Origin of the sequence: Actinomadura darangshiensis, from assembly GCF_004349235.1 — a bacterium.
GTDB classification, from domain to species: Bacteria; Actinomycetota; Actinomycetes; order Streptosporangiales; family Streptosporangiaceae; genus Spirillospora; species Spirillospora darangshiensis.
Genome location: NZ_SMKY01000423.1, coordinates 1 through 6031, shown reverse-complemented (window position 1 = coordinate 6031; position 6031 = coordinate 1). Strand labels below are relative to the sequence as shown.

The window sequence follows — 6031 nt, the reverse complement described above, 5'->3', positions numbered from 1 at the left end:
AGGGCGTCGTCAACAAGATCAAGTACCTCAAACGGCAGTACTACGGACGCGCCGCCCTCCCGCTACTCCGTAAACGGATACTCCTCACATAAGCACACCCCGTCACCACCGGAATCTTGGAAGAGCCTATCCAAGCGTCGAATCCGGCGGATTCGACGCCATAACCGTGATCGAAGGGACCATGGGGTCCAGTTGTTGTCCGGCGTCCCGACGGACGCACCGTTCGCGGCACTACCGCACCTGCACCACCTGGCAGCCCCGACCGCCCGCCTTGACCGAACCGCCCCGCGTCGGCCATCTCTTTCAAAGACCGAAGCGCCTTGGCCGCCGCCGGCCCCAGCTCCGCTGTGTAGAACACGGTCCACTGATCGCGAACCGGATCATGCAGCGCCTCGCAGTGAAGGTCGAGTCATCCGACCACCGGTTGTCGGCTCCGCTTCCGTGTTGACCGCCGAACCAGCACGTCCCCCTCGTTCCACAACGCCCGAAATTCCCGCTCCTACCAGCAGCCGCTCGGCTTGGCCTGCTCAGGCGGACGACGAGTGTTTCCCATGCGCCCCTGCTCGACCGCTCCTCTGTCGGTGAGCCGTCGAGTTCCTTCCTGCCTTCAGCAGTTGCGAGACACGCTGAGTCGAGACTCCCAGGACTATTGCGATCTCCTTGCCCCTAAGACCCTTGTCATGCAGCTTGCGGGCAACTTCACGTGAGTGCTGGGCCGCGTTGTCTCGCGCCTTCTCAGCGGCCCTGGTCTCGGCCTTGGCTTGGAGCGCCTCCTCGGTCAGGCCGTCTCCCACATCGGGAACGAGTTCCAGATCGAATGAGTCGGCGGGCACTTCGAGTGCGAGCCGGATGTAGTCCCGTGCCATCAGTTCGGCGTCTTTGAGACTGTGCGACTGAGTTGCGCCGACCGACTCGATCTCAAGTTCCCACCCGTGCTCCCACCGTCGTGCGTGCACGGTGTACACGTCGCGGCCTTCGGAACTGCTCACTAAAGCCACCCCTCCTCAAGGCAAGCCATCCCTTGGATCGTGTTCTTCACCACGAGCGCTGAAATCTCCCGGTGACGTGGGATGATCGCCCGATGCTCGCCGCATGGACAGTCCCACTTCGTGTGCGGTCCCTTGTCCGGGGTCCGCTTCTGGCAGCCATGCCTTCTCATCGCGCGCTCAAGGTCGGCTAGCTTCATCGGTTTCGGCCCCAGTGTAATCTAGTCCCCCTTGATGCGTGAAGTGACGCAAACGATACAGACTGTGATCGAAGGGGCTTGTGACACCCAAGCGGCGCCAACGAGGGGATCGGCCCCGCGAGAACGCCGCCCCGCCTGGGCCGGGCGTTAGCTGGTCGGAGCCAGACTTCTCAGCGACCGGAGTGCCTCGGCCTCGCGGGAGCCGGGGGCGGCGGTGTAGAAGACGGTCCATTGGTCGCAGACCGGGTCGTGGAGGGCCTCGCAGTGGAGGTCGAGCCAGCCGACCGCCGGGTGCCGGATCCGCTTTCGCGCTGAGCGCTGGACGCGGACGTCTCCCTCGGCCCACAGCGCCCGGAACTCGTCGCTCCCCGCCAGCAGGCGCTCGATGAGAGAGAGAACGCCGGGGTCGCGAGGGTAGCGGGCCGCCACCGTGCGGAGGTCGGCCACCGCCTCACGAGCGAACCGCCGAGCGTCGCCGGGATCGATTCGGTCGCGGGACTGCGGTCGGGTGAAGAACCGAAGAACGATGTTGCGCTCATCGTCCGGCATGGTGGAGAAGTCGCCGAGTAGGGCGGTGGCCATCGGGTTCCATGCGAGGACGTCGTACTTGGCGTCGCAGACGAGCGCGGGCGTGTCGTCCAGGCGCTCCAACAGGTGGCGCAAGCCCGGCCGCACGTCTCGCACGGGCGAGGGCGGCGGTGCCGGAACCTCGCCCGCCAGATAGTGCAGGTGGGACCGTTCGTCGTCGGTCAGCCGAAGCGCCCGGCCTAGCGCGGTGAGCATCTGACGCGATGGCCTTGGACCCCGGCCCTGTTCGAGGCGGACGTAGTAGTCCACCGACATTCCGGCGAGGTTCGCGACCTCCTGCCGCCGCAGCCCGGGTGTGCGTCGGCGTCCACGCTCCAGCCCGACCTCGTACGGTTGCACCCGCGCACGCCACCGCCGCAGGAAGGCGGCCAGCTCCGCGCGATCCCCGTGCTCCACCCCATCAGTCTGGACGTCCGGCCGCGAGACCACCATGGGACCGGCGGTACCAGCCTCGACGGTGCTCTCCCGGGTTCGCCGCCCAGTGGCCAGCCTGGTGCTCATGACGAACACGAAGAAGATCGTCCTCATCACCGGCGCCAACAAGGGGATCGGGCTCGCGACCGCCGGGGTGCTGGCGCGGGACGGGCACGCAGTGCTGCTCGGCGCCCGTGACCCCGAGCGCGGCGCCGCTGCTGCCGCCGGCCTGTCCGAGCAGGGCCTGGACGCGCGGTTCGTCCGCCTGGATGTGACCGACCCCGCGACGATCACGGCCGCCGCCGAGTTGATCGACGCCGAGTACGGGCGCCTGGACGTCCTCGTCAACAACGCCGCCATCACGCGTGACAGGTCGCGTCCACCGGGCGAGATGCCCGTCGCTGCCCTGCGCGAGGTTTATGAGACCAACGTGTTCGGCGTCGTCGCCGTCACCAACGCCATGTTGCCGCTGCTGCGCAGATCGCCGTCCGGCTACATCGGAAACGTTTCCAGTGGTCTCGGCACGGTCGCATTCCTGAGCGACCCCGACGAGAACCTCGCCCAGTACGCGAACCTGCTCGGCTACAACTCGTCCAAGGCCGCCCTCAACGCGGTCACGCTCATTTACGCGAACGCCCTCCGCGACTCCGGCATCAGGGTCAACGCGCTTTCGCCGGGCTTCTGCGCCACCGACCTCAACGGCCACACAGGCGTTCTGACCGCCGACGAGGGCGGCGCCCACATTGCCCGCCAGTTGGCCCGCCCCGAATCCGGTGCCTTCCTCAACGAGAACGGCGGAACCTACCCCTGGTGACGGACGTGGGGCGGGAGGTATTCAGGGTGGCGGAGGTGGTGGGTCACGTCGCCGGCCAGGTCGAGGGTTATGCGGCGTTCGGTGAAGCGCCAGTGGTCTTCGCGGCGGGTGAAGGTGTCGTTGTAGGTGCCGCAGGCTATGGGCTGGAGGGGGAGGCCGGGGACGGCCTGGAGGACGGTGTAGTAGGCCTTCGAGGTGGCCGTGCCCGACTCCTCGTCGACCTCGATGGCCAGGTTCGTGGTGACGTGCCTGGTGCGCAGGGTGCCGTCGGGGTGGACGATCACCGTCTTCTCGAACATGGCCGCGATGGCCTCGCCGCCGCGCAGGGTGCCGCCGCTGCCGGTGAAGGCGGCGTCGGCGAACAGGTCGCGGATGCCCGCGAAGTCCGCGTTGTCCACGCATTCGGCGTAGCGGTAGATCAGGTTCGCGATGGCCTGGTGGCTCGGCTGGGCGGTCGGCATGCCCCGATCCTGGTCCCCGCCGGGGACGGCGTCGGGCGGGGTCCCGGTGGGCGGGATGGCAGAGATATCACAGCCGCCGGGTCATGTGTCGGCAATTGGCATTGCACATTTGGGCAGACTTGATTTAAGTGTGAACCGGTGGCCGGGTTGGGACGGGGAATGGCCTTGTTTGGGGCAGTTTGCGGCACCTAATGTCTGGATGCGGCGGGACGTCCACCACAATTCGGCGTCCCGGCCGGCCAATGCCGCAGATCGCGGCGGGCGAATCCAGGGAGGAAGACATGCACATGTCGCGTGCCCGTTTCCGGTGGGCGGCCGTGCTGGCGGGAGCCGCGGTCATCGCGTCGGCCACGCCGGCGCTGGCCGGCGGACCGGCCGGTGCCTATCTGCTCACGATGGCGCCGCAGCGAGGTCCGGCCAGCAGGTGGAGCCTGCAGTGCGACCCCGACGGGGGGACGCTGGACGCCGCCTCCCAAGCCTGCGACCAGCTTGAAGCCGTCGGCGGCGAGGTGGCGCGCATCCCGGCGCGGCAGGGAGCCTGCACGATGGAGTACGCGCCCGTCAGGGTCAGCGCGGACGGCACCTGGCACGGCCGCCCCCGGCATTTCGCGCGGACGTATCCCAACCGGTGCGCCGCAGTGCGCGGCACCGGCGGAATCCTTTTCGGCGAGTAAACCCACGGACCGCGGGCCGCCGGAATTGGGGAGCGGGGTGCTGTCCGGCGGCCCGCATGAAAAGGAGGCGTCCATGCTCGTATTCACCGGGCCGGATGTGCTGGTCACCTACGAGCGCACCGGCGGATTCGCCGGAATCCGCGAGAAAGTGACCGTCGATGTGTCGGGAAAGGCCCTCGTCAACGACGAGAAGGTCGCGCTCGACGATAGGGAGATGCGCGGGCTGCGAGACGCGCTCGGCCGCGTCGTCACCACGGAGTCGTCGTCGGCCGGGTGCCGGGTGGCCGACCATTTCACTTACACGCTCACCTACCGGGGCCGCAGCGCGACGCGGTGCTGGCTGCCGTCCGACTGGGAGGACGCCGTCACCCGGCTGGAGGCGCTGACCAGGCGCTGAGACGGGAGGCCGCCGCCCTCAGGCGCGTGTGTGCAGCTCGCGCATCGTGGCTTCGAGGGCGGCGACCGGGCCGTCCACCCTGAGACCCGGCACGACGTCCTGGATCGGGATCGCGTTGACGGGGCCCGGCTCCGAGCCCAGCCCGGCGCGGAACTCGGTGAGCTGCCGGGACGACATGATGTACACGATGCGGCCGAGGCCGACCCAGCCGTGCGCGGCCGAGCACATCGGGCAGTGCTCCCCGGAGGTGAACACGGTGGCGGCCGCGCGCTCGTCCTCCGCCATGTTGGACGCCGCCCAGCGGGCGATCTCGAATTCGGGGTGCCGGGTCTGGTCGCCGTCCGCGGTGCGGTTGCGGTCGGCGAACAGGACCTTGCCGGACGCCGCCACCAGCACGGACCCGAACGGCTCGTCGCCCGCGTCCAAGGCCTCGGCGGCGAGCTCCACGCAGCGGTTCAGATGGACGAGCTCTTCGGCGGTCGGTTCGTAACCCATCGGACGATCTTACGCGGAGTCGCGCAGCACCAGGTGGGGACGCAGGATGACCACCGGGTCCGCGACCGCCTCGCCGGTGATCCGGGAGACCAGCAGCCGGGCCATCTCCAGCCCCATCTCCTCCGGCGACTGGTGCACGGTGCTGAGCGGCGGGTCGGCCAGCGGCGCCGCGGACGAGTCGTCGAAGCCGATCACCGCCACGTCGTCCGGGATGGCCCGCCCGTGCCGGTGCAGGACCCGCAGCGCGCCGAGCGCCATCGGGTCGTCGGCGGCGAACACCGCGTCCAGCGACGGCTCGGCGGCCAGCAGCCGCTCCGCGGCGGTGATGCCGCTGGCCTCGCCGAAGTCGCCGTACTCGACGTACTCGGGCAGGCCCGCCTCGGCGAGCGCCTCCCGGTAGCCGGCCAGCCGGTCGATGCCGACCCCCATGTCCTGCGGGCCGGCGATGGTCGCGATGCGCCGCCGGCCGCCCGCGATGAGGTGGCCGACGGCCTCGCGGGCGCCGCTGCGGTTGTCGACGTCGACGTAGCTGACCGGGTGCAGGCCGGGCGGCCGCCCGCCGAGGACGGTCGGCACGCCGTTGGCCTCCAGCTTGGCGGGCAGCGGGTCCTCCGCGTGCAGGGAGGTGAGGAGCACCCCGTCCACGTGCTGGGTGGTGAGGTAGTCCTCCAGCCGGCCGTACTCGGCGGGGGAGCGGGCGAGGGCGAGCAGGAGCTGCAGCCCGGTGTCGCCGAGGCCGTTGCTGATCCCGCGGATGATCCCGGCGAAGTACGGCTCGCCGAACAGCCGCTGGTCCGACTCGGCGACGACCAGCGCCACCGTGTCGGTGCGGCGGGTCACGAGGGTGCGGGCCGCGCGGTTGGGCACGTACCCGAGCTCCTCGATCGCCGCCAGCACCGCCTCGCGGGCCTGCGGGCTGACCCGCGGCGAGCCGTTCACCACGCGCGACACCGTGCCGCGGCCCACCCCCGCCCGCGCCGCGACCTCTTCCAAGGTCGGGCG

Annotated in this window: 8 protein-coding genes; 3 read left to right on the top strand and 5 right to left on the bottom strand. The window is 69.7% G+C overall.

Annotated elements, in window-relative coordinates:
- Positions 1-527: 527 nt before the first annotated feature.
- Together E1293_RS43445 and E1293_RS43440 are read right to left on the bottom strand one after the other, a co-directional pair.
- Positions 528-989 carry a sigma-70 family RNA polymerase sigma factor gene (locus E1293_RS43445; protein WP_207939458.1) on the bottom strand — a complete coding sequence of 154 codons (462 nt, stop codon included), beginning with the start codon at positions 987-989 and terminating at the stop codon, positions 528-530.
- Between the two features lie 344 nt (positions 990-1333).
- Entirely contained in the window at positions 1334-2170 is an 837-nt protein-coding gene (locus tag E1293_RS43440; RefSeq protein WP_243717441.1) for a helix-turn-helix transcriptional regulator, read from the bottom strand.
- Positions 2171-2273: 103 nt separating this feature from the next.
- On the opposite strand from E1293_RS43440, the gene E1293_RS43435 reads away from it, so the two are divergent.
- Positions 2274-3002 (top strand): SDR family oxidoreductase, encoded by a 729-nt coding sequence (locus E1293_RS43435; protein WP_132205432.1) that lies wholly within the window; start codon positions 2274-2276, stop codon positions 3000-3002.
- On the opposite strand, the gene E1293_RS43430 is transcribed toward E1293_RS43435, so the two are convergent.
- Entirely contained in the window at positions 2990-3463 is a 474-nt protein-coding gene (locus tag E1293_RS43430; RefSeq protein ID WP_132205430.1) for a nuclear transport factor 2 family protein, read from the bottom strand. The two genes, E1293_RS43435 and E1293_RS43430, sit on opposite strands and share 13 nt — an antisense overlap.
- Positions 3464-3744: 281 nt before the next feature.
- Here E1293_RS43430 and E1293_RS43425 point away from each other — a divergent pair, with 281 nt between their 5' ends.
- Together E1293_RS43425 and E1293_RS43420 are read left to right on the top strand one after the other, a co-directional pair.
- On the top strand, positions 3745-4137 hold the full coding sequence (locus E1293_RS43425) for an SSI family serine proteinase inhibitor (RefSeq protein ID WP_165978677.1): 393 nt from the start codon (positions 3745-3747) through the stop codon (positions 4135-4137).
- Between the two features lie 73 nt (positions 4138-4210).
- Positions 4211-4534 (top strand): protealysin inhibitor emfourin, encoded by a 324-nt coding sequence (locus E1293_RS43420; RefSeq protein ID WP_132205426.1) that lies wholly within the window; start codon positions 4211-4213, stop codon positions 4532-4534.
- Between the two features lie 18 nt (positions 4535-4552).
- Here E1293_RS43420 and E1293_RS43415 read toward each other — a convergent pair whose 3' ends face one another.
- Both E1293_RS43415 and E1293_RS43410 read right to left on the bottom strand, forming a co-directional pair.
- Positions 4553-5029 (bottom strand): nucleoside deaminase, encoded by a 477-nt coding sequence (locus E1293_RS43415; RefSeq protein ID WP_132205424.1) that lies wholly within the window; start codon positions 5027-5029, stop codon positions 4553-4555.
- Between the two features lie 9 nt (positions 5030-5038).
- Positions 5039-6031: LacI family DNA-binding transcriptional regulator (locus tag E1293_RS43410; RefSeq protein WP_243717438.1), on the bottom strand; the 993-nt coding region annotated here is incomplete at its 5' end.

Excerpts from the sequence above, each read along its gene's own strand:
- E1293_RS43435 (WP_132205432.1), top strand. The coding sequence starts at position 2,274 with ATGACGAACACGAAGAAGATCGTCCTCATCACCGGCGCCAACAAGGGG.
- E1293_RS43430 (WP_132205430.1), bottom strand. The coding sequence starts at position 3,463 with ATGCCGACCGCCCAGCCGAGCCACCAGGCCATCGCGAACCTGATCTAC.
- E1293_RS43425 (WP_165978677.1), top strand. The coding sequence starts at position 3,745 with ATGCACATGTCGCGTGCCCGTTTCCGGTGGGCGGCCGTGCTGGCGGGA.
- E1293_RS43420 (WP_132205426.1), top strand. The coding sequence starts at position 4,211 with ATGCTCGTATTCACCGGGCCGGATGTGCTGGTCACCTACGAGCGCACC.
- E1293_RS43415 (WP_132205424.1), bottom strand. The coding sequence starts at position 5,029 with ATGGGTTACGAACCGACCGCCGAAGAGCTCGTCCATCTGAACCGCTGC.